Origin of the sequence: Hymenobacter tibetensis, assembly GCF_022827545.1 — a bacterium.
Lineage (GTDB): Bacteria > Bacteroidota > Bacteroidia > Cytophagales > Hymenobacteraceae > Hymenobacter > Hymenobacter tibetensis.
In genome coordinates, this window is record NZ_CP094669.1 from 1874922 (window position 1) to 1897566 (window position 22645).

At 56.0% G+C, this 22645-nt stretch carries 12 protein-coding genes; 4 read left to right on the plus strand and 8 right to left on the minus strand.

The genetic code is table 11. The features are described 5' to 3' along the window. Positions 1-48: 48 nt before the first annotated feature. The 5 genes from MTX78_RS07470 to MTX78_RS07490 all read right to left on the minus strand — a co-directional run bounded on the left by MTX78_RS07470 (position 49) and on the right by MTX78_RS07490 (position 8397). A complete protein-coding gene (locus tag MTX78_RS07470; RefSeq protein ID WP_243801332.1) occupies positions 49-1056 on the minus strand; it encodes a glycoside hydrolase family 43 protein in 1008 nt (335 codons plus the stop codon). A 103-nt stretch (positions 1057-1159) separates the two neighbouring features. Continuing rightward, the gene (locus MTX78_RS07475; RefSeq protein WP_243801333.1) at positions 1160-3997 is read right to left on the minus strand and encodes a bifunctional transaldolase/phosoglucose isomerase; all 2838 of its coding nucleotides are present in this window, start codon (positions 3995-3997) and stop codon (positions 1160-1162) included. 103 nt (positions 3998-4100) lie between these two features. Then, on the minus strand, positions 4101-6155 hold the full coding sequence (gene tkt, locus MTX78_RS07480; protein WP_243801335.1) for a transketolase: 2055 nt from the start codon (positions 6153-6155) through the stop codon (positions 4101-4103). Positions 6156-6376: 221 nt separating this feature from the next. After that, a complete protein-coding gene (locus MTX78_RS07485; RefSeq protein ID WP_243801337.1) occupies positions 6377-7288 on the minus strand; it encodes an ABC transporter substrate-binding protein in 912 nt (303 codons plus the stop codon). Between the two features lie 128 nt (positions 7289-7416). Beyond that, positions 7417-8397, minus strand: a complete 981-nt coding sequence (locus MTX78_RS07490) for an arabinan endo-1,5-alpha-L-arabinosidase (protein WP_243801339.1) — start codon at positions 8395-8397, stop codon at positions 7417-7419. Positions 8398-9295: 898 nt separating this feature from the next. On the opposite strand from MTX78_RS07490, the gene MTX78_RS07495 reads away from it, so the two are divergent. From MTX78_RS07495 to MTX78_RS07505, 3 genes are read left to right on the plus strand one after another with little or no spacing between them, the layout of a single operon-like run. Next, positions 9296-10270 carry a LacI family DNA-binding transcriptional regulator gene (locus tag MTX78_RS07495; RefSeq protein WP_243801340.1) on the plus strand — a complete coding sequence of 325 codons (975 nt, stop codon included), beginning with the start codon at positions 9296-9298 and terminating at the stop codon, positions 10268-10270. Positions 10271-10323: 53 nt separating this feature from the next. After that, a complete protein-coding gene (locus MTX78_RS07500) occupies positions 10324-11037 on the plus strand; it encodes a 3'-5' exonuclease (protein WP_243801342.1) in 714 nt (237 codons plus the stop codon). Beyond that, positions 11030-12931 (plus strand): DUF294 nucleotidyltransferase-like domain-containing protein, encoded by a 1902-nt coding sequence (locus MTX78_RS07505; RefSeq protein WP_243801344.1) that lies wholly within the window; start codon positions 11030-11032, stop codon positions 12929-12931. Before MTX78_RS07500 ends, MTX78_RS07505 begins: the two co-directional genes overlap by 8 nt. A 68-nt stretch (positions 12932-12999) precedes the next feature. On the opposite strand, the gene MTX78_RS07510 is transcribed toward MTX78_RS07505, so the two are convergent. The 3 genes from MTX78_RS07510 to MTX78_RS07520 form a co-directional block, all read right to left on the minus strand. Continuing rightward, positions 13000-14289, minus strand: a complete 1290-nt coding sequence (locus MTX78_RS07510; protein ID WP_243801346.1) for an OmpA family protein — start codon at positions 14287-14289, stop codon at positions 13000-13002. Positions 14290-14465: 176 nt separating this feature from the next. Continuing rightward, positions 14466-17363, minus strand: coding sequence for a beta-galactosidase GalA (gene galA, locus MTX78_RS07515; RefSeq protein ID WP_243801348.1), 2898 nt, complete (start codon positions 17361-17363; stop codon positions 14466-14468). A 360-nt stretch (positions 17364-17723) separates the two neighbouring features. Then, entirely contained in the window at positions 17724-18752 is a 1029-nt protein-coding gene (locus MTX78_RS07520) for a LacI family DNA-binding transcriptional regulator (protein ID WP_243801349.1), read from the minus strand. A gap of 1030 nt (positions 18753-19782) precedes the next feature. Here MTX78_RS07520 and MTX78_RS07525 point away from each other — a divergent pair. Continuing rightward, positions 19783-22644 (plus strand): TIM-barrel domain-containing protein, encoded by a 2862-nt coding sequence (locus MTX78_RS07525; RefSeq protein WP_243801351.1) that lies wholly within the window; start codon positions 19783-19785, stop codon positions 22642-22644. Position 22645: the final 1 nt, after the last annotated feature.

Sequence of the window (22645 nt, forward strand, 5' to 3'; positions counted from 1 at the left end):
GCCCTTTTCACTTATGCTAGCTGCGCGCAGCAGCGACAACGGATGTTTTTACTTCGCTGGCTTTACGCCTTCGGTGGTCATTACCACGCGCTTGAGCGTGCCGTCTTTATTGTAATACAGGTAGTCAATGCAGACGGAGCGGCGGAAGCTGCCGCCGTCGGTGTTGATGGCGCCGTTGTGATAGATGAAATACGACTGGCCTTTGAAGTCAATGATGGACTGGTGGTTGGTGTTGGAGTTGCCAGCTATTTCGTTCAAGATGCCTTTGTACTCCCAAGGGCCCTCAATCTTGCGGCTCATGGCGTATACTATCTTTTCGGGGAAGCCCGAAGCATACGAGAGGTAGTACCAGTCGCCGCGCTTGTGCACCCAAGGCGCTTCCGTGAAATTGGGTAAGGCTACTTTGTTGATTGGGCCATCTAGCTCAGTCATGTTCGGCTTGAGCTTAGCGTAGTAGCACGTGGTGTTGCCCCAAAACAGATAGGCCTGGCCTTTTTCGTCGATCCAAACTGAGGGGTCAATGTCGGCCCAGCTGATTTTGTCGTCGGGCGTCATGTCGCTTGAAATCAACGCCGAACCGCGGGCATCTTTGAAAGGGCCAGTCGGGCTATCAGATACGGCTACACCAATGGCTTTGCCATTGACGGTGGCGTGCTCTACGGCGGCGTACCAGTAGAACTTGCCGTTGCGCTCAATCACCTGCGAGGCCCACGCATCATCTTTGGCCCACGTGAAATCTTTCACGGCGAGGGGCGAGGGGTGCTCGGTCCAGTTCACCATGTCGGTCGAGGAAAAGACCAGCCAGTCGTGCATCACGTAGCGCTCCTGCCGGGCAGGGGCTTCATCATGGCCAGTATAGAGGTACACAGTGCCCTTGTGCACGAAGGCAGCCGGGTCGGCGGTGTACTTTTGCTTGATGATGGGGTTGCCAGCCGGGGCCGTAGAAGCCGGGTTTTGGGCCGTAGCCGTGAAGGGCAAGGCCATCGTTCCCAAAATGCCAGCTAAGACAGCATAGCGGAACAAGGAAACAGCTTTTTTGTGGGAGTTCAGGGGCATTCTGAAAAGGTAAAGAGTTACACAATCGATTGTTAAAATTAAGCAAAAAAACCGGCTTGGCACTAGCAGCACCAAACCGGCTTTAGCCTAGTAGGTTACTCGATTACTTGGCCTGCAACGTAGCCGCTTGCAAGGCTGTCAGTACGGTTTGCAGACCCTGCTCGGCATCGGCGCCCAGGTGGATGTGCAGCGTACGACGGTCGTAGTCGTGCAAGGCTTTCAGGTCGCCGGCGGCTTGCGCGTTCTGGAACGTACCGAACGTGTAGGAGCGGCCGGGCAGTTGCAGATCCTGCGGGTGGTCTTTGGTGAACTGCACGAATAGGCCATTGTTCGGCCCACCCTTGTGGTACTGACCCGTGGAGTGCAAGAAGCGCGGACCGTAGCCCGAAGCCGTAGCAATGTGCAACTGCTCCTGCACCTGCGCCCGGAACTGGTCGAGGCTCTGGTTTAGGCTTGGCGTTTCGGTCAGGTAGGCTTGCAAGCACAGGAAGTCGCCGGCCTTGGCCTGGTCGAAGAAGGCTTGGAGCACCCCGGCGGCATCAGAGCCCGACACGGCGGTGTAGTACGCTACGCCGTTTTCAGTTACTACAGGCGCGTCGCCCTCGGGCAAACTGCCATCCTGTTCCACCACTTTCATCAACGCATCGGTAGCCGTTTTGGCGGCTTGCACGTTGGGCTGGTCGAAGGGGTTGATCTCCAGCACGGCGCTGGCTACAGCAATGGCTACTTCCCAACGGAAGAACTCCTGGCCGAAGTCATAGGCATCTTCGAGCGTAATCCGCACCACGGGGTGGCCGGCTTGCTCCAAGGCTTGCAACGCCTGCTTGTTGGCGTCGTCTGCTTCGTTCTGGTAGCCCACGTACACAAACACCCGGTCATTACCGTACTGCGCTGGCTCGCGCACCGGCTCGCCGGCAATCGGCATGATGCCGGTGCCTTGCTTGCCCGTGCTTTCCGCCGTCAGCTGCTCTAGCCACAGCCCGAAGCTGCTCAACGACTCGGGTACAATCAACGTCAGCTTGTCGCGGCCTTGCTTGGCTAGCACGCCCAGTGCCACACCCAACTCCACGCCGGGGTTTTGCTCTACGTTGCCATAAGCGCCGCAGGCACGCATCATCAGTACGGCACGCCCCAGAATCTCGCCGGTGCTCAAGCCGTACATGGCGGCAGGCACCAGACCGAAATAGGTGAGGGCGGAGAACCGGCCGCCTACTTCCGCAAAATTCAGGAAGATGTGGCGGTAGCCCTGCGCCGTAGCCGAGGCCACGAACTTCGAGCCGGGGTCGGTAATAGCCACGAAGTTTTCGCCGGCTTTGTCGCCTTTAATCTGCTTGACCTTGTCGTAGAAATAGTCGCCAAACGCCAGCGGCTCGGCCGTCGTGCCCGATTTGCTGGCCACAATGAACAGCGTATCGGCCAGCGGCACCGACTCTTCAATCTGATGTACCGTGGTGGGGTCGGTGGTATCGAGCACGGAGATAGGCAAGCCGCTCTCGTCCTGCTTGAAGCTCTCCTTGAACACAATCGGCGCCATCGTGCTGCCGCCCATGCCCATCACTACTACGTGCTTGAAGCCGGCATCTTTCACCTCCTGCGCGAATTGCTCAATGGCGGGCACTGCCGCTACCATCGTTTCGGCCACGCGCAACCAGCCCATGAAGCTGCGGATGCTTTCCTGCCCTTCGGCGTCCTGCACCCACAGATCAGCCTGCTTGTTCCAGAAGCCTTCGGTGAAGTTCTTATTGTTGAACTCCTTCACTTTGGCATCTACATCGGCCTGGTACTGACCCAGCGCCAGTTCTGCCGGAGCCGTGGTTAGCTCCAGCGCTGCCAGGCGCTTCTTCTCAATTGAGTCCATCAGCTTGGCGAAGGGCTCCTTGAATTTTTTGGCGCCATCCTCTTCCAGTGCGTTGGCTTGCTCTTCCAGGTTGATACCCAACTCGGGCAACCGGCGCAGTACGTCGGCAGCTTTGTCGAGGCCTTCTTCCAAGCGGTTGGCGGGCTGGCCTTTCTCGCGGAAAATGTCCAGCGTTTCGGTGGGTACGGTGTTCACCGTTTTCGGGCCAACCAGGTTTTCGATGTACTTCAGGTCGTCGTACTTCGGGTTTTTGTTGCCGGTGCTGGCCCACAACAGGCGCTGCGTATCGGCACCTTTGGCTTGCAGTGCCTCCCAGCGCGGACCCTGGAATATCTCCTTATAGATTTGGTAGGCTTGCTTGGCGCTCGATAAGGCCACTTCGCCCACCATGCTTTCGGCCAACGCACCTTTCTCACCACCTTCGGCAGCAATTTTCTCCAGCATCGGGTCAATCAGCACATCAATGCGGCTGAGGAAGAAGCTGGCTACTGAGTCGATGTTGTCGAGGGGCAGGCCGGCTTTCACCCGGTCTTCGAGGCCGGCAATGTAGGCTTCGGCCACCAAGCGGTAACGCTCCAATCCGAAAATCAGAGTCACATTGACGTTGATGCCTTCGGCGATGAGCCGGCGGATGGCGGGCAAACCTTCCAGCGTGGCCGGTACCTTAATCATCACGTTCGGGCGGTCCACCGTTTTCCAGAAGCGGATGCCTTCCTCGATGGTGCCTTCGGTGTCGTTAACCAGCGTAGGCGACACTTCCAGGCTCACGTAGCCGTCGGACGAGTTGTCGTGGCTGTCGTAGAGCGGGCGGAACAGGTCGCAGGCGTGCTGAATGTCTGCAATAACCATCTCCGTGTAGATTTCGTCGGTGGTTTTGTTTTGCAGGGCCAGGCTCTTAATGGCTCCGTCGTAGTCGTCGGAACCGCCAATAGCCTTTTCGAAAATGGCCGGGTTGGAGGTTACGCCGCGCAAGGCCTCGTTGTCGATGCGGCGCTTCAATTCGCCGTTGATCAGAATTTTGCGACGGATGAAGTCAAGCCAGATGCTTTGGTCAAACTCGCGGATGGCAATTAATGGATTCATGACAGGGGAATAGTGTGGAAAGCGAATGTAGGAAGTGGAAGCTAGCCTACTTGTAGCGCGGAAATCCGTTCCGAGCTACAGGTAGGCTACCTGCTCGCGCCGCTTACGAAACCACTTGCTTTTTGTCTTCTTCTTCGGGCTGACCGTTCAGTACATTATGCGCGACTTTCACGACGTTCTGCACCGTGAAGCCAAACTCCTCGAAGAGATGTTCCGCCGGAGCCGACTCGCCGAAACGGTTCATGCTGATGCTGGTACCTTCGTCGGTGGCGTACTTGGCCCAGCCGATTGGCGAACCCGCCTCAATGGTCACGCGCTTGCGTACCGACGGTGGCAATACCTGCTGGCGGTAAGCCTTGTCCTGCTTCTCGAACAGCTCCCACGACGGCATGCTCACCACGCGGGTTGCGGTGCCTTCGCCTTGCAGCACCTTCTGCGCTTCTAGGGCCAAGCTCACTTCCGAGCCCGTAGCCACCAAAATGAGCTGTGGCGTGCCGCCTTCGGCCTCGCTCAAAATGTAGGCACCTTTAGCCACACCTTCGCGGGCTGAGCCCAATACGGTCTGGTCGAAAATCGGCAGTTTCTGACGCGACAAAATCAGGCAGACCGGCGACTTGGGCGTGGTCATGGCAATGCGCCAGGCTTCGGTGGTTTCGTTGGCGTCGCCGGGGCGCAGCACTACGATGTTCGGAATGGTGCGCAACGATACCACTTGCTCAATCGGCTGGTGCGTCGGGCCGTCTTCGCCCAAGCCAATGCTGTCGTGGGTGAAAACGAACGTGGCAGCCGATTCAGCGAGAGCCGTGAGGCGGATGGCGCCGCGCATATAATCGGAGAAAGTAAGGAAGGTGCCGCCATAAGTGCGCACGCCCGCGTGGTGGGCCATGCCATTCATGATGCCGCCCATGGCGTGCTCTCGCACGCCAAACCAGATGTTGCTGCGCTCGTAGTGGCCGGGCTGGAAGCTGTCGTCGCCCGACTTATCCATTTCGTTGGAGGAAGCCAAGTCAGCCGAGCCGCCGAACATGAAGGGCACTGCTTTCTTGATGGCCGTTAGGGCTTTGCCGGAGGCCTGGCGGGTAGCTAGCTCGCCATCAGCCGGCGTGTACACGGGGAGGTCTTTGTCCCAGCCGTCGGGCAAGTCGCCGTTAAAGGAAACGTGGAACTGCTGGGCTTCGGCCTGGAATTCCTGCTCGTACTTCTTGAACTGGGCGTCCCACTCTTTTTGCAGCTCGGCGCCTTGCTGGCCGGGCTTGCGCAGGTGCTCGTACACTTCCTCGGGCACTACAAAACTGGCTTCCGGATTCCAGCCGAAGAATTCCTTGGCTTTCTTCACATTGTCGGGGCCGAGGGGGCTGCCGTGGGCCTTGCTGGTGCCAGCCAGCGGCGAGCCGAATCCGATAACGGTCTTCACCGAAATAATTGAAGGCTTCTCCGTCTCTTCCTGCGCGGCTTTGATGGCAGCCTCAATTTCGTCGAGGTTGTTGCCATCGGCTACGCGCTGGGTGTGCCAGCCGTAGGCGTCGAAGCGCTTCATAGCGTCTTCGGTGTACGCCAGGCTCGTAGGGCCGTCGAGCGAGATGTCGTTGTCGTCGTAAAGGAAGATGAGCTTGCCCAACTTCAGGTGGCCTGCCAGGGAGGCCGCCTCTGAAGCAACACCTTCCATCAGATCACCGTCGCTGACAATGGCGTAGGTGTAATGGTCCTGCACCGTGTGGCCGGGCTTGTTGTACGTGGCCGCCAAGTGCGCCTCGGCCATCGCCATGCCCACTCCGTTGGCGAAGCCTTGGCCCAAGGGGCCGGTTGTTACTTCCACACCGGGCGTCACGTTGGACTCGGGGTGACCAGGGGTGCGCGCGCCAGGCTGGCGGAATTGCTTCAACTCATCCATTGGCAAGTCGTAGCCATACAGATGGAGCAGGCTGTAGATCAGGGCCGAGCCATGGCCTGCCGACAGCACGAACCGGTCCCGATTCGGCCACTTGGGGTCTTGGGGGTTGAAGCGCAAAAACCGCGAGAACAACACGTACGCCATCGGCGCCGCACCGAGTGGCAAGCCTGGGTGCCCAGAATTGGCCGCCTGCACCATGTCTACAGACAGCAGGCGGATGGTGGTTACACTTTGCTCGTCAATGGAGGCAGTGCTAGGGTTGGTCATAGGAGGTTGAAAAAAGATGTATAATCTTGATGGGGAGAAAGCAAAAAAGCGGCACGGCTGGCCCACGGGCGCGAGTAGGAGCGAGGACTACCAGAAGTCACGCGGCCAGTATCGGGTTTGGTCAGGCCGTTTGCCTGCGTGCTTGGGCGGTCAAGCAATGCGCCACGTCAGGCACTAGTACGTAGCGGATGGAAGGCTGAAGGGGATTTATTCAGATTAAGTTAAGTGAGCAACTCGTTGCTACAAAAACTGGCTGCTTCAATGGAGCTGGTTTCTGAGCTGTGCGTTTTCAGCCACGCCACAAAAATTTCCACCAGCGACAAATTCATTCTGCCCCAGGTGGTTTCGTCGCCGTAGTGGCGGCCGGTGTAGAGTTGGCTCTTCAACAAGTCAATGTTGTGCCGGTCTTTTTCGGGCACAAACTCCGACAGTATAGTGGTGCTGTGCTCGAGGTTTTCCTTGGCGTACAAGTAGCCTTTCTTGGTGGCGCGCAGAAAATCCTGATACAGCTGCCGCTTCTGCTCGATGGCATCGGCCCGGGCAATCAGCACCGGCGAATAACTGTAAGGTATAGCGTAGTCGGAAAGCTTGAAGTAGTTCAAGGCAATGCCCTGCGTTTCCGCTTCTATGCCTTCCCAGTTCATGAATATCCAAGTGGCGTCGGCTTGGCCGGCCAGCAGGGTATCCCAGATGCCCAGTTTATCGGGGTAGGTGATGCTGATGCTGCCCGTACCGCCGTCGTTGGCAATCATTTTCCGCACGATATCGTCTTCGTAGCGGGCTTTGTAGGAGGCATACGTTTTGCCGTCCAGTTGCCTAGGGGCTTGAATACCGCTGCGTTCCAGCACCGCAATAGCACTCAGGTCGTCTTGCAGCAAAGCGGCAATGGCCTTGACAGCCACGGGTTGTAGCTTGGTATTGAGGCTGATGGCGCTTTCTATGGGAGCAACGGCAAAGTCCACTTCTTGTAGCTCTAGTCTCTTGGCGGGCGTCAGGAGGTAGTGGTCCGTGGAGGGCGTTACAAGCTCGATTTCGAGGTTGTTTTCGGTATAATACCCCAATGCCTGGGCAACAAAAAAGCCAGTGTGATTGGTGTTTGGCGTCCAGTCCAGTGCTACTCTTAGTTTTTCCATGCGAGGGCCACCAAGCTGCTTTGCCAAGCTCAGTGAGTTGAATTCACCTGCGCAAGTAAGCCTAATTAATCTATTTTTATGAATAAATAGACCAGTCAAAGTACCGCGTGCTGGCCAGTACTGAGTATTTAGGGCTTCACGGTTGGCCAGCCATCAGCGTCCCAACTCAACTTCTCGATCCGGAGCTTGGAATGTCCTTTGTCGGCGGCATCGTAGCCATGAAATACGATGTAGTCGGTATTGTCGAAATTGTACACCGAGTTGTGCCCGACGCCAAACCAGTTTTTGTCGCCTTCCAGTACCATCGTTCCGCCGCCCTGCTCTAGTCCCGTGCCCGCGTTATCTACATAAGGACCAGCCACCGTTTTTGAGCGGCCCACCATCATCTTGTAGGTGCTTTGTGGGCCACGGCAGCAGTAGTCGAAGGAAGTAAAGAGATAGTAATAGCCGTTTTTCTTGAAGATGAAAGGTGCCTCAATAGCCGCGTCGCCTGGCAAAGAGTCGGTGAGCTTCGGGTCGCGGGGGCGGCTAGCCACGGTACGCCACTGTTCTGGCTGGGCGGGGGCCGTTAAATCGGGGCGGAGCTTCACCAGTTTCATGCCGCTCCAAAACGACCCGAAGGTCAGCCACGGCGTGCCGGCCTCGTCGCGCACCAAGTTCGGGTCGATGGCGTTCCACATGTCCCGCCCTGGCACCGATTGGATAACCTTGCCTTTATCAACCCATTTGTATTCGGGGGAGGCGGGGTCCAGCGTTTTGTTGGTGGCCAGTCCGATGCAGGACGTGTTCTTGCCGAACGCCGAAACCGAGTAAAACAGGTAGTACACGCCATTGTGGAATGAAATATCAGGTGCCCAGATGTGGCCTTTAAAGCCCGGCACTGCCTTTACGGCCCACGCTGGCGGAGCGGCAAACACCGGTTTTTCCTCTTTCCAAGTTTTCATGTCTTTCGATGACCAATTCGCAATGCCGCGGCCCGTGCAGAACATATAGTACGTGCCGTTTTGCCGGATCATAACGGGGTCGTGGGCTGGAATGCGAGGGGGGGTATTTTGCGCCGCAGCCCGCAGCCCAACGAGTGCTATTAGTAAGGTGAAAAGGAATTTCATAGGTGGGAAGAAGAGAATTAACGATTGTGTAAGTAGTGCATAGTTACTGAAAATTGAAGCGGATACGAAGACCTACTTTGTAATTGTAGCTACCTGCAACGCGCTTTGTGTTTCAATACCCTGCAAATCAGGACAGCTTACGTTCTACGGTTTGTGATTCCGATATAGATGCAGCGCACAAGTACATATTGCTGCACACGCTGTTTGGGCTGCCGCTTAAGCTGCTAAGAGTGAATTAGGTGATAATGGCGGGGATGAGTTGCTATACACTCTCAAGGGAGAAATCTGCCGCGACTACGTGAAGCATAAGCACAATCGTTTGTGTTTTCGCGGTGTGTTTCGATAAATTTGTGCTACATTTCTAACTGGAAGTAGAAGCAGAACAACCGGTATACAAAGAGTGCCAAAAAGCACCGGTCTTTCGTCTGTTACTGCACCGCATACCTCTTAAGCTGAAACCAGCCTCTTAGGCATTGTGGCCACGCTATACGGTGAGGTGCAAGTAGCCCGTTATACCACTTGCTGAGTGCATACAAGCAACGTTTGCTGCTAGCATCCTTCATTAGTTTGGTTGTGCTATACTGCCGCAGCAGCATCCTGGAGTCCTTGTCTGCATCAGAGCAAGCAAAACAGTGAATCTGGACGCTTCACGTTGGGTTTAGCGGTGTTTTGTGGCCTTTTTGATGGAAAAGTTGAAGCTGCGCACTGAATGGATGCAACTTGGAATCAATTTAGGTCAAAAATCCAGTTTATAGTCTCTGAAACGGCCGTAGCTTTACGCAAAGTAATAATAGAGTGAAATATTATGGCCCCACGTGGTAAGAAGGATACCGACTCAGTGCATGTGCCCAACAGTCCGGTGTCCATGTCCGATTTAGCGCGTGAACTGGGGGTTTCTATGACCACCATTTCCCGGGCACTGAGCGACCATCACAGTATCGGTCCGGCTACCAAGCAGAAAGTGCTTAAGCTAGCTAAGAAACTTAATTATCAACCCAACCACTTGGCGGCAGCGCTGCGCAAAGGCAAGAGCAAGTTGTTGGGTGTAGTGGTGCCCTACATTGAGGGCCGCTTCTTTCCGTCGGTTGTTCACGGTATCGAGAGTGCAGCCAGCAAAGCCGGATATAGCGTCATTATCTGCCAGTCCAATGAGGACGTGGCGCACGAGCGCAAAAACATCGAAACCTTGCTGAGTGCACAGGTAGCGGGTATTTTGGTATCGCTTTCGCGCACAACGCTCGATTTCAAGCATTTTGACAAGGTGCGTAAGCGCGGTATTCCACTGGTCTTTTTCGACCGTACCATGGAAGGCGACAACGTAAACGCGGTGGTCCTCAACGACCGGGACGGGGGCTTTCAGTCCACCAAGCATCTGTTGCAGCAGGGCTGCACGCGCATTGCGCATTTCGCCGGCTTGCAGCACCTAAACATCTACAAAAACCGCCGCCAGGGCTATCTGGATGCGTTGCAGCTCTACGGACTGCCCCACGACGAGGAGCTGATCGTATACTGCGACATGACGCTGGAGGAAGGGATGGCCGGTATGCGCCGTTTGCTGGAGTTGCCCAACCCGCCCGACGCCGTATTTTCGGCCGGCGACTCGTCGCTGCTGGGCGCGCTGCAACTACTCAAGCAGCGCAATATTCGGGTACCCCAGGACGTGGCGCTAGCTGGCTTCAGCAACGAAGGCTTCACGGCCATTACCGAGCCTATGCTTACCTCCGTAGACCAGCGCTGCGAAGAAATGGGCCAGGCAGCGGTCCGGCTGTTTCTGGAGCTGGTGGAAGCGAAAGGCAGCACCTTTTCGCACCGCCAAGTGGTGTTGCAACCCGAATTATTCATTCGCGACTCTTCATTGCACCAGAATAAATAAGACGGCCGGTGGTTGGGATGAACGGAACAGAGGCAGGCATATAACAACAACCAGTGCAACAATTTTTACTTTTTGTAGACACCGAAACCACGGGACTGCCTACGAGCTGGAACAAGCCGTACGCGGCAGAACGTAACTGGCCTTGCATAGCGCAACTGGCCTGGGTGATTTACACCCTAGAGGGAGAGTTGGTGAAAGCCGAAAATCATTACTTGCGCGTACCCGCCGGCCGGATGCGGCCCACGGCCCTGGCCATTCACGGCCTGACTCCCGCTTTTCTAGAGCAGCACGGCGAAGCGCCCCTCACGGTAATGCAGCGCTTCCACAACGACTTGCGCACCTACCACCCGTTGGTGGTCGGGCACTACATGCGTCTGGATTTTCACATGATAGGGGCAGAGTTTCACCGGGCCGGCCTTTCCAACCTGCTGGCCGAACTGCCTACGCTCTGCACCATGCAAACCAGCCAGCGGCAGGCCCAGACGTTTCAGCGCAACTTTTTGCGCTTAGGTGAACTGCACGAGCACCTGTTTCAGGAGCCCATGGCCCGCCAGCACGATGCTCAGGTGGATGCCCAAGCAACGGCCCGCTGCTTCTTTGAACTGCGCCGGCTTGGTGACTTAGACGACAACGTTATTTCCGAACAGCCGCAACTGGTGGTACCGGTTGCCGAAGCCGGTATGTTTCAGCGCTACCGGTCGTTGTGGTTGCTGTTTTCACTGGTAGGCGGGGTTCTTTTCTTGCTCTTATGTTGGCTCTATGGATAACCGTTTAGCATTCCTGAAAACCGTAAGCCCATTTGATCTGCTGCCCGAGGATGTGCTGCTGGGCGTGGTCGACTTATTGCAAGAAGTGCGTTATACCAAAGAGTCACTGATCTATCAGCAAGACTCTTCCAAGCTGCGTAGCCTCGACATTATCGTGGCGGGTGCGTACGAAGCATTTTTCTACGACAGCGAACAAAACAAGCGCCTGCCCGAGTCGTTGGGCGCGGGAGCTTGCTACGGGGGCCAGTCCATTCTGCTTAACAAGAAACGCTCGATTCGGACGGTAATAGCCCAGAAGGGCACCGTGGTATATGCGCTGCCCCGCCGCGACTTTCGGGCCTTGTGCTTAGCGTACCCGGCCTTTTTCCACTTCTTCACAGCGCGCTACGGCGAGCGGATGCTCAACGAGGAGTACGCGCATTTTGTGAAGCCTATTTCGGCGCCGGAAGAAAACTTCATTGCCGCCGACCAGATGTACTCCCGCCGCATCGAGACGCTGGAAGTGCGCGAAATAGTGGCCGTACCGCACGACACACCCATTTATCAGGCCGCCCAGCAAATGGCAGCGGCTAAAGTGAGCTGTGCCTTCGTGACCAACGAGCACCAGGAAATTGTAGGTTACCTGACCGACATCACCCTCCGCGACAATGTCATAGCGGTGCAGCTGGATGCAACCCGCCCGGTGTCCGAGGTGCTGGATACGCCCATCGTGGCCATCAACAATGAAGCTTTTGTGTATGAGGCCATTCTGTTGATGTTCCAAACCAAAACCCGCTACCTGTTGGTGGAGAAAGGCGGACATTACCTTGGGTTTCTGAGCCGCAACAAGCTGCTGAGCGACTTGGCCCAGTCGCCGTTCATGTTCATACAGGCGGTGAAGTCGGCGCAGAGCATGCAGGAGCTGAAGCGCCGCTGGGAAACCGTGCCCGAAATTGTCAATCAGCTGTTGAGTCGGGGCGTGAAGCCGGAAATCGTAAACCAGGTGATTACCACCGTGGCCGATACCATTGCCCTGAAGGTGATTGAGGCGGTGCTGGCCGAGCACGGGCCGGCGCCCGCCAAGTTTGTGTTTATGGTGTTGGGCAGCGAAGGCCGTAAAGAGCAAACCCTGCTCACCGACCAAGACAACGCCATCATCTACGAAGATAAAGCCAACGAACAGCGCGAATTGGTGCGCACGTATTTCTTGCGCTTTGCCGCTGCCGTTTCCGATCAGCTCAACCACATTGGCCTTAGCTTCTGCACCGGCGGCTTCATGGCCAAAAACCACAAGTGGACGCATTCCCTTTCGCACTGGAAGCGCAACTACCATACCTGGATGAGCGAGTCGAATGCCGAAACGGTGATGAAGTTCTCGACGTTTTTCGACTGCCGCTACCTCTACGGCGAGGCCAGCATCATGGACGAGCTGCAAGCGTTTATGGGCGAAGAGTTGCGGGGACCAGTGGAGCGGTTTTTCTATTACATGGCCAACAATGCCTTGCAATACGAGCCCCCACTCACGTTTTTTCGCAACTTCCGCACCTTCACTCAAGGCACCCAGCAGGTGTTCGACATGAAGAAAACCATGACGCCCATCGTGGATTTAGTGCGGGTGTACGCCCTCAAGCACCAGATTTTCAAGACCAACACCGGCGAGCGGCTGCACGAGCTACGCGAAAAAGGCGTGTTCACCGAAAAAGAGTACCAAGAGCTGTTTCAGGCCTACTACTACCTGATGGGCATGCGCCTGAAGAAACAGGCCCGCCAGCTCATCAACGACCGAATTCCGCCTACCAACTACCTCGACCCCAAGATTCTGACGCAGGTAGAGCAAGTCACACTCAAGGAGATATTCAAGGTAATAGCCGACTTCCAGCTGCGAATCAAAGTGGTTTTCACTAAAACGCTGTAACGCAAGAGGGGCCACTCGCCAACCGTTGAACGGTGTGCTAGTGGCCCCTTGGTACAGATACCAGTACCCTATTTCTCCATGACCCGGATGCTGACGCGCCGGTTCAATGAGCGGCCATCGGGCGTGTCGTTGCTGGCAATGTTGTCGAGGGAGCCGTAGCCAATGGCCTCTACGCTGCTGGGGTCCACTCCGAATTTCAGCAAGGTGGCTTTGGCAGCTTCGGCCCGTTCTCGGCTGAGCTTCAAGTTGGAAAGCGGATTGCCCGAGCTGTCGGTGTAGCCCCCGATGCGCACTTTGGCGTTAGGAAACGTTTGGAGAATGCTGGCCACGTTGGAGAGCTGCCACATCGACTCGTTGGTCAGCACGGCTTTGTTGGACTCGAAGTAGATTCGGTCGAAGCCAATCCAGCCTCGGGTGGGGCTCACCTCGTCTACTTCGGTGCCTGGGTCCGACAGAAACTGATACAGCTTGTTTTCCGTGGAATTGGAGCCGATAATCTGCCGTAGTCCGCCTTTGAGTTTCAGCACAGCAGGTACGCCCGCGTCTCCGTACACGTAGCCGCCGCCGGTCCGGTCGAAGTTGCCGTTGGCGGTCAGAGCAGCTGGGTTGTTGGGGTCCCACACGCCGTCGTCGTTGCCAACGGTGGAGGCGAGGGTGGTGTAGGCTTCCGTGTTGGGCCTAACCTGCGTATCGGGGGTGTTGAGTTCGTGCGATTTAGTGCCGATGATGTAGCCCAATTCGGCCGTGGCCACAACCAGCGCCGCAATCAGCCACTTGTTGCTTGATTTGGGCTTGGCTACCACCGGGGCAGTGGCTGGCATCCATCGTTCGTGGAGAGCCGGAGTGAGCAGTTCCGGGATGGTAGCTACTTCCTGTTGGCTGAACTGCGTGCGCAGCGCCTGGGCCATGGTATCGGCTGTCCAGTTGTTTTCGCGGGCTTGCTTGCCAAGCACACCCAAGGCCACCGGCATCACCAAATTAATCAAGCTCACCACCGTTTTCTGCTGAATGCCAGTGGAAGTGACAATCCCGTTGATGGTTCCGAAGTAGCGGTCTTTGAGCACCGATTTCATAAGGTCGGCGCCGCGGTCGGGCGTTACGGCCAACTCTTGCTTCACGTGCTCTACGTGGAGCGCCTCGGCTTTGCTGTTGGCCTCCTGGGCCATGGCGTATACTGCATCCCGGCCGCCCACTTGCTCGCTCAGCTCCGATAGATTGCTCATTACCAGCGTGATAATGTGCGGCAGCGCCAGCTTTGTACTTACTTCCTGCTCTACTCCAACCCCGTTTGCTTTGGTCAGATCATTGCGTAGGATAAAGCGTTTGATTTCTTCCGCTAGATTTTGGCTTGTAACCATACAGGAGGGCTCGTAGTGAAATACAAGATAATCCAATTAAATACCGAATTATCATTAATCCGTACATACGTGCTTCAGCCGGAACCAGATTGATCTGCAACCATACGACCTGGTTTTTTGGTCAGTAACGAGGCAGTGTTTCGGGGCGCCACCCACCGACGAACCCGGCTGGTCGCCTAGTCGCGGAGGGCTGGCCGCAGGGGAGCCGCCACCGACTTTATTTTGAGCGTTCCGGTCTTCAATCCAGGGGCTGAAGCTGTGAGCGTAAGGTCGCCGGGCGCTTGGGTTGACTGCACCAGCACCTGCACCAAACCATTGAATGCCTTGCGTTTCCAGGTGGGAGCAGGCGTAAACACTTGGATGGTACCTGGGTTCGTGTTGGTGACATCCCAGGGCCGTTTCTTGACCAAGGGCGTGGCCGCAATGGCAACCGTATTTTTGCCGGGCTTGAGGATAGCCTTGTCAAGTTTGAAGACGTTGCCAACCACCTCTTCTTTGATGTTTTCGGCAACAGCTTTTCCGTTGACATAGATGGACTGCTCGCGCCCAATGCTGCGGTAGTAGAACGTGACTTCCGAGTTAGCCAGGTCGGCAGGCAACTCGAACGTGCCCCTTGAAACATACGCTTTGGCAATGGGAGCCAAGGCCGAAGCGTCCATCTGGCGCGCCTTGAAAGCCGGTTTCCAGCTAGAATCATCGAAGGTGATGCTTACCTCCGGGCCGTTCACCAAGGTTTCTACGGCTATTTCCCGCAAGTCCTTAATAGGCACGGGCAGCACGGTTTCCAGATACTTGTCGGCCTCCAGGGAAGTAGGGTCGCCGTTGCCTACACCAATAATTTTGCCGGGGCCGCTCAGGCTGAACGTTATTTCTTGGCCTGCTGTGGGCACGGGCAGCCGGTTTTTGTCTTGCACCTGCACCGTAATCACCGAAACGTCTTCGCGGTTGGCTTGCAAGGTGGGCTTGTGCGAGGCCAACTGAATAGCTGCCGCAGTACCCGTGGTTTTCACTACGTCCGTTGCCACCTTCTTGCCATTGCGGTAGCCTACTGCGTGTAGGGTGCCGGGCGTGTAAGGTACTTTCCACTCTAGGTGCGAATTCTTGCTCATCGTTTTCCTGCCCAAGCTCTTCTTATTCAGGAAAAGCTCTACCTCGTCGCAGTTGCTGTGCGCCCACACCTCAATGGGTTCTCCTTCGCGGCCGGGCCAGTTCCAATGGGGAAGTAAGTGCAGCACGGTCTCGTTGGTCCACCAGGATTTCAGGTAGTATACGTTGTCTTTCGGGAAGCCACACAAGTCCATCATGCCGAAGTAGGAAGTGATGGACGGCCACCCGAACGGCGTCGGTTCGCCCCGGTAGTCGAAACCCGTCCAGATGAACATCCCGGCCAGGTACGGACGCTCCGCGTAATGCTTCCAGCCCCCCTCGATACTATAGAATTTGGGGTTTGGCTTGGCATCATAGGCAGCAATGTACTGCTTGTCTTTGTCGGTCACGTAAATGCCACGGGTGGCGTGGGTGGAACCTTCTTCGGTCCCCCAGCTTGGTTGGTTGGGAAACTTAGCGTGCTGAGCATCGGTGTCGCCCTGCCCGATGTAGTTGAAGCCCATGACATCAATGGTGGTCGAAGAGCCCTGGCCCCAGCCGCCGCTAACAGCCACGGTAATAGCCCGCGTCGAGTCGATGCTTTTGGCGTACGCTTGCATGGTTGAGGTGATGCGGGCGCCCAACACGTTGCTTTCAATAGCCCATTCTTCGTTGCCCACCGACCAGCTGATGACGCTGGGGTGGTTTCGGTCCCGGACAATCAGGCGCTTCAGGTCGCCCATTGTCTCCGGCGTAGTGCCCATCATCCGGGTTTCATCAATAACCAGCATGCCCAGCCGGTCGCAGGCGTCAAGCAATTCGGGGGTAGGCGGGTTGTGGGAGCAGCGGTAGGCGTTGGAGCCAAACGATTTCAAGGTGGCAATTCGGAAATCCTGCATGGCATCGGGCAGGGCGGCCCCGATGCCCGCGTGGTCCTGGTGGTTGTTGGTGCCTTTGATTTTCACGTGCTGGCCGTTCAGGAAAAAGCCCTGATTCGGGTCGAAACGAATGGTGCGCACGCCAAAACGCGTTTCGTACTGATCAACGGCGGCGCCAGCTTGCTGCACCCGGGTTACCAGCTTATAGAGATACGGCGACTCCAACGACCACTGCTTGGCATTCGGCAGCGGGATGCGGCACGACACTTCTTGCTCTTTGTGCGGCTGCAAGCGCACCTGCCTCACTTGCCCGCTCGCCACAGTTTTGCCGGCGGCATCTACCACCTCTTGCACCACGTCAAACGTGGTAGCCGTGCTGGCCTTGTTGACGACCGTTGCCTGCGCCGTGAGGGTGGCCGTGGTACCCGTCAGCTGGCTGGTTACGAAGGTACCGTTGGGCACGACGTGCAGCGGAGCCGTTTTGGTGAGCCACACGTGCCGATAAATGCCGGCTCCTTCATAGAACCAGCCTTCTTCCATAGTGGCATCTACCCGCACCGCCACCACGTTGGTGCCTCCGTAGTTGAGGTAGTCGCTGATGTCGTACTGGAAGCCGTTGTAGCCGCTGGGTTCTGTACCCAGGTAATGCCCGTTCACCCACACAATAGAGTTGCGAAACACGCCGTCGAACTCCAGGCTGATACGGCGTCCTAAGTCGGCCTGCGGTATTATAAACGACTTCCGATACCAGCCCACGCTGGCATCGGGAAACGCCCGCCCGATGGCCTTGAACCCGTGGCTGAAGCTAGCTTTGCTGTCGAAGGGCTGCTCCACTGCCCAGTCATGGGGGAGGTCGAGTGTGCGCCAGGCGCGGTCATCGAATTTCTCGGCCGCTGCCCCGTCGCCGTAGCCGGTTTTCGCTAGGTAAGAGAAATAACCGATACCGTTGTCGAAGTCCTTGCTCGGGTCGGAAGGATGGCCGTAGGCGAAACGCCAGTTGAAGTCCATCAGCAAATGTTCGCGGGCCGCCGGAAGGGATTGAGCCTCACAGCGGATGCCCAAGGTTAAAGCGGCTACAAGTGCAAGCACCATGTACAAGCTTCTTTGCATATACATTTCAATTCAAAGTAGAAGATCAACTAGCTCCGCATTCGGCATACCCACTCAGGAGCTATGAATGGGCACGTCTGTTGGGGCGCAAGCAAGTTACACGTGTTGGCTGAAGTAGTTGCTAAAAGGTTTTAGGAGACAACAAAAAAGCTGACGCGTAGTGCCTGGTAATACAGAGAGGGTAGTGGGTAGGCAGCTAGGCGGCGGCCAAGCACTTGGCTATCCTGCTCGCGCTGCTTATGCAGCCGGAAAGAAGAGGAACGGCACTACAGCGCAGGTGCTATCCTAGCGGCGCAAACGACGTGACACAACCGGGCGCTTCTACAGCCCGTGCCAATGCCCCTGAAAATCAACTTTTCCTTAGGGTTGCTTGCGCAATGATGAGCCCCGAATTTCAATCTGAGGCTTAAGCATAATCCGCTGGGGCGAATAGTTGTCGGTGCGCTTGTGCATTTGCAGAAACAAGCGCACTGCTGCTTCTCCCATCAGTTCGCCGCGTTGCTCCACTGAGGTCAGGCGCGGCGAGATAAGAGTGGTGAAGGGCTCATTGCTGAAGCCCGAGAGGGCAATGTCCTGGGGCACGCGGATGTTGCGTTCCTGCAACACCTCAAGCGCGCCTACGGCCGGTAAGTCATAGGACGAAAAAACGGCGTCAGGAGGGGAGGCTAGTTGCAGGAACGTTTCTATGCCGGCCACGCCTGCTGCTTTGGTAAGGTTGGGTAGTTCAAACACCAGTTCCGGGTCGAAGGGTAGCCCGTACGCTTCCAGCGCGTCAGCGTAGCCTTTGAAACGGTTGCTGTTGATGTTCAGGTGCTGCGGACCCGAGAAGAACGCAATGCGTTTGCAGCCCTGCTCCACCAGATGCTTCACCACGCTAAAAGCGCCCTGGTGGTCGTCGAGGACTACCGCGCTGGTGGCCGCCATGTCAGGCATCCGGTCGAAGAACACCAGCGGTACACCTTGGCTTTGTACCTTCTCGAAATGGTGAAAGTCGCGGGTGGTGCTCGACATGGAAATCAGGATACCTTCCACCTGCGCGTTGAGCAGCATCTTCAGGTTGGCGCGTTCCTGCTTCACGTCCTCGTTGGATTGGCAGAGCATCACGTGGAAGCCGGCTTTGGAAGCCATTTTCTCGATGCCATGCATCACGGTTGGGAAAAAATAGCCGCTGATGTGGGGCACAACCACGCCCAGGATGCCGCTGCGCCCTTTGCGCAACCCGGCCGCCAGGTGGTTGGGCTGATAGTTGAGCTCGAGAGCCATTTGCCGCACCCGCTCCTTGGTATCTTCCCGGATATTGGCATGGTCGCTTAGCGCCCTCGATACGGTTGATACCGCCAGGCCTAAGTTTGTTGCAATCGTTGTAATGGAAGCTTGCTTGTTAGCCAATATGCTACGTTATTATCAGTGAAATAAGCCAAGGTCTGTCTGTGAGGTCTAGCCTAGCCAAGGTACGCAGCTTACCGGCTGCGCCGTTGAGTTGCTGCGGTTATCTTTCAACCCCGGCACGCCACCCAAAGCCCAGTTAAGTTGGTAGCAGGAGCAAGGTGAAACTCATGCAAAGCCATGATGCTCGAAGATAAAAGACAACCTGAATTTGCCTACGCCCGGTAAGGCAGTGTCCGCAAGAAGGCTGTTCTCAAAGTATAAAAAAGCCAGTGGTAGGTTGGTTTTAGGCCTTTTAACTGGCAAAGGCGCGGAAGGTAAGCAGAGGTTGCAGGGCGTTGGTTTCTGAAAGTGTGGCCGTTAAAAAAGTAAGTAGCATGGAAGGCAACGCAGCAAGCAACTCGTTACTCGTATTGACTGCTGCCTGCGCGCTAGAGGTTCGTTCAAATTCACAAGCCGGTGCGCTCCTACGCTTCATAACGGCAGTCCTACTGCTTTTCCCCACGAAAAACTGGTGTATACTTTATACCTTAGAATAGGGGTGGAGGTCTTATTTAAATCCAATACACAACGTTTGCAGTGAATTTGATAAAGGCTATATCCATTCTGTATTTTCAATGGGAGGTGGTGCAAATTTGGGGCGAAAAGGAGAGTAAACAAAACGTATTGCCTGATCTGAAACACCTGAAGCAAACTGTGATACAACATTCAACATAAGAACAGAGTATGGTATTAAACTTGTATTATATGTTTTGCTAAAACGATTGAGTATGACAAGTTTTGCGAGTATTGTGTATTATTACGCGGCCATGTAGCATTCTTGCCTGAGCGTAATGCCCGGGTGCAAATGTAGGAATCTGCGTGTGACACAGGAAAACAAGTGGTAGGTAAGCCCGACTGTAGCTTGCGTATTAGCTGCCTTCTCTACTTCACAACATAGTATCCTAACGACTCTCTGTTCTATAGTCTGTCCTATATGAAGGCAGGGACACTCTAGCTTCTTCGTACTCTTAGCCAGCAAACGTTTGCATTTATGATCAGACCTTACATCATCTGTAGTGTTCCACTTCTTGGGTTTATTCTCTTATTACCGGCTGCTGATGCAACTGCGCAGAAAGCCAGCGTTCAGCAGCTAAAGGATGGCATAGTAGTGCAACTACCCAAAGCCAACGACAACGCGGTGCGTACCGTCCGGCTGCAAGTGGTATCCGACAAGATCATTCACGTGCGCGCTAGCCCGCTCGATTCGGTTTCTTCGCAGAAAAGCTTGATGGCCGTTGACCCTGCTGGGGTAGCACCGAAGTGGCAGTTCAAGCAGAAGAAAAACCAAGGGGTGCTTTCAACCCCCGCGCTGAACGCAACGGTTTCGCTTACCACTGGGGAAGTGGTATTCACGGACTCGAAGGGCAAGCTTATCCTGCAGGAGCGCAAAAACGGTGGCAAAACCTTCACGCCCATTGTGGTGGAGGGGCAGCGCCTGTACCAAGTACAGCAGGTGTTTGACTCTCCCGACGATGAAGGGATTTACGGCCTGGGGCAGCACCAGAACGGAGTAATGAACTACAAGGGGCAGCAGGTGGAACTGGCGCAAAACAACACCGACGTAGCGGTGCCCTTCTTGGTGTCCAACAAAAACTACGGCATCCTCTGGGACAACTACTCTGTCACCAAAATAGGCGATACCCGCGACTATGAGCCGTTACATGCGCTGAGGCTATACTCGAAAGAAGGCAATGAGGGCTGGCTGACGGCCACCTACGCCAAAAAAAGCAACCCGAAAGAAGTGGTAGTGCAGCGGCCGGAAGCGTCGTTGCCTTACGAGTTCATCGAGGACATGAAGAACTTCCCGGCGCAGGTGAAGCTTGGGGAGACGGTGGCTACCTGGGAAGGCGCGGTAGCTTCGAATAGTACGGGGCTGCACCATCTCCTGCTCAAAAATGCGGGGTACGTGAAGCTCTATATTGATGGCAAGCTGATGGTGGAGAAGTGGCGCCAAGCCTGGAACCCTGGCACGGCAGTGGTGCCCTTTAACATGGAGAAGGGCAAGAAATACCCGATTCGGCTGGAGTGGGACCCTGACGGCGGCGAGTCATACCTGGGGCTGAAGTGCCTGAGTCCGCTGGAAGGCCAGTCGCAGCATGAGTACGGCTTTAAGTCGGAGGCGGCCCGCGACATCAACTACTACTTTGTGCAGGGAAATTCGCTGGATGAAGTGGTGAGTGGTTACCGCCAAATTACCGGGCCCGCGCCCATTATGCCGAAGTGGGCCATGGGATTCTGGCAGAGCCGGGAACGGTACAAAACGCAAGACGAACTAGTAGGGGCGGTGGCAGAATTCCGCAAACGGCAGATTCCGCTAGACAATATCGTGTTGGACTGGTCGTACTGGAAGCTAGACCAGTGGGGTAGCCAGGAGTTTGACGAGGCGCGCTTCCCGGACCCGAACGGCATGATTAACACGCTGCACGACAAGTACAACACGCACTTCATGATATCGGTGTGGGGCAAGTTCTACACCAACACGGCCGCCTACAAAGCCCTGGACGCCAAGGGCTACGTGTACCGCCGCAACGCCGCCGACGGCACCAAGGACTGGTTGGGCTTCACCTCGTCGTTCTATGATGCCTTCAACCCTAAAGCCCGCGAAGACTTCTGGCAGCTGCTGAACACCAAACTCTTCAACCGAAACATCGACGCGTGGTGGATGGACGCTTCCGAGCCGGACATCTACTCGAACACCAACATCGAAACCCGGAAGCGCCTTATGACGCCTACGGCCGTGGGTTCGGGCACCGAGTTTTTCAACGGCTACCCGCTGCAAAATGCCAAAGGCATCTACGAAGGCCAGCGCAAAACCGACCCCAACAAGCGCGTATTTCTCTTAACCCGCTCGGCCTATGCTGGTTCGCAGCGGTACGCGGCGGCCATCTGGAGCGGCGACATAGGCTCACGCTGGGAAGACTACAAAAACCAGATTTCGGCGGGCCTCAACTTCTCGCTTTCCGGTATTCCGTACTGGACCTCCGACATCGGGGGCTTTGCCGTGGAGCGCCGCTACGAGAAACCCAACGCCACCGACCTGGAAGAGTGGCGGGAGCTGAATGCCCGCTGGTATCAGTATGGCGCGTTTTGCCCTCTATTCCGGGTGCACGGTCAGTTTCCGTTCCGCGAGATTTACAACATCGCGCCCGAAACGCATCCGGCCTACCAGAGTATGCTCTACTACAACAAGTTGCGCTACCGCCTGATGCCTTACATCTATTCGCTGGCTGGCCAGGCCCACCACCAGAACTCCACCATCATGCGCGGACTGGTGATGGACTTCGGCAACGACCCGGCCGTGAAAAACATTGGGGAGCAGTTCATGTTCGGTCCGAGTTTGCTGATAACGCCCGTTACTGAGTACAAGGCGCGCTCGAAGAAGGTGTATCTGCCAGCTGGTTCGGGCTGGTTCAACTTCTACAGTGGCAAGTATCAGACGGGCGGGCAGGAAATCACGGAAGAGGCCCCCATGGAGCGGATGCCGCTGTTCGTGAAAGAAGGCTCTATACTTCCTTTCGGGCCGGAAATCCAGTACACCGCCGAAAAGCCCACCGACCCCGTTACGCTTTACGTGTACACCGGCAAGGATGCCAGCTTCTCGCTGTACGAAGACGAAGGCGTGAACTACAACTACGAGAAGGGAGCCTTTGCTAACATCCCTTTCACCTACGATGAGAAGTCGAAAACGCTGACTATTGGCGAGCGAAAAGGCACCTTCACGGGCATGCAAGCCCAGCGCACGTTCAACGTGGTGTGGGTAAGCAAAGACAAACCTACCCCCGTGAACTTCACCGCCGCCCCCGCCAAAACGGTGACGTACTCCGGTAGCGCCGTAACGGTGAAAATGGACTAGC

Excerpts from the sequence above, each read along its gene's own strand:
- MTX78_RS07470 (WP_243801332.1), bottom strand. The coding sequence starts at position 1,056 with ATGCCCCTGAACTCCCACAAAAAAGCTGTTTCCTTGTTCCGCTATGCT.
- MTX78_RS07475 (WP_243801333.1), bottom strand. The coding sequence starts at position 3,997 with ATGAATCCATTAATTGCCATCCGCGAGTTTGACCAAAGCATCTGGCTT.
- tkt (WP_243801335.1), bottom strand. The coding sequence starts at position 6,155 with ATGACCAACCCTAGCACTGCCTCCATTGACGAGCAAAGTGTAACCACC.
- MTX78_RS07485 (WP_243801337.1), bottom strand. The coding sequence starts at position 7,288 with ATGGAAAAACTAAGAGTAGCACTGGACTGGACGCCAAACACCAATCAC.
- MTX78_RS07490 (WP_243801339.1), bottom strand. The coding sequence starts at position 8,397 with ATGAAATTCCTTTTCACCTTACTAATAGCACTCGTTGGGCTGCGGGCT.
- MTX78_RS07495 (WP_243801340.1), top strand. The coding sequence starts at position 9,296 with ATGACCACCATTTCCCGGGCACTGAGCGACCATCACAGTATCGGTCCG.
- MTX78_RS07505 (WP_243801344.1), top strand. The coding sequence starts at position 11,030 with ATGGATAACCGTTTAGCATTCCTGAAAACCGTAAGCCCATTTGATCTG.
- MTX78_RS07510 (WP_243801346.1), bottom strand. The coding sequence starts at position 14,289 with ATGGTTACAAGCCAAAATCTAGCGGAAGAAATCAAACGCTTTATCCTA.
- galA (WP_243801348.1), bottom strand. The coding sequence starts at position 17,363 with ATGCAAAGAAGCTTGTACATGGTGCTTGCACTTGTAGCCGCTTTAACC.
- MTX78_RS07525 (WP_243801351.1), top strand. The coding sequence starts at position 19,783 with ATGATCAGACCTTACATCATCTGTAGTGTTCCACTTCTTGGGTTTATT.